Source organism: Pseudarthrobacter sp. NKDBFgelt (assembly GCF_046097905.1).
Taxonomy (GTDB): domain Bacteria; phylum Actinomycetota; class Actinomycetes; order Actinomycetales; family Micrococcaceae; genus Arthrobacter; species Arthrobacter polychromogenes.
Genome location: NZ_JBJURL010000200.1, coordinates 1 through 643, shown reverse-complemented (window position 1 = coordinate 643; position 643 = coordinate 1). Strand labels below are relative to the sequence as shown.

General features: G+C 69.5%; 1 pseudogene. It reads left to right on the top strand.

What is annotated here, in order from left to right:
* Positions 1-149: 149 nt before the first annotated feature.
* Positions 150-643, top strand: a pseudogene (locus tag ACKAE7_RS21140) (hypothetical protein); the annotation flags it as partial.

The window sequence follows — 643 nt, the reverse complement described above, 5'->3', positions numbered from 1 at the left end:
GCCGCGCACGACGGCGTGTCCTGGCTCAGGAGGGCATGGCCCCCTGACGAACTGGGCGGGACCGCACGCAGCCCGCATTAATCCGGGCGAAGTGTGAGGTCCGTTGCAACTGGAGGGCGGCGGCATCCAGCGGTGGTACCGTGGCGCCTATGCACCTGAAGGCTTACCAGCGAAGCCCCCACCCTCAGCGCCGAAGGAAAAAACCCAGGGCCGTACTGGCCGGGTACAGCCGGTCCCTGGCGGAATTCCAGGGCAGGCAGGTGTCCACCCTCCGACGGCTGGCCCAAAAGCTGGTGCCAAGGCACCCGGCGCAGCTGATCGCCCTGGGATTCGTCCTTGCCATCGCGGCCGGGACCGCGCTCCTGATGCTGCCGGCCGCCGCCACCGGACCACAGCCGGCGTCACTGCTGGAAGCCCTGTTCACCGCAACGTCCGCCGTGTGCGTCACCGGGCTGATCACGGTGGACACCCCGGTGTTCTGGACAGGCTTCGGGCACGCGGTCATCCTGGTGCTGATCCAGATCGGCGGGTTCGGCGTGATGTCCTTCGGCGCGCTCCTGGGCGTGCTGACTGCCCGCCGCCTGGGCCTGCGGTCCCGGATGCTGGCCGCCACGGAGACCAAGAGCACCGGCTTCGGCGACGT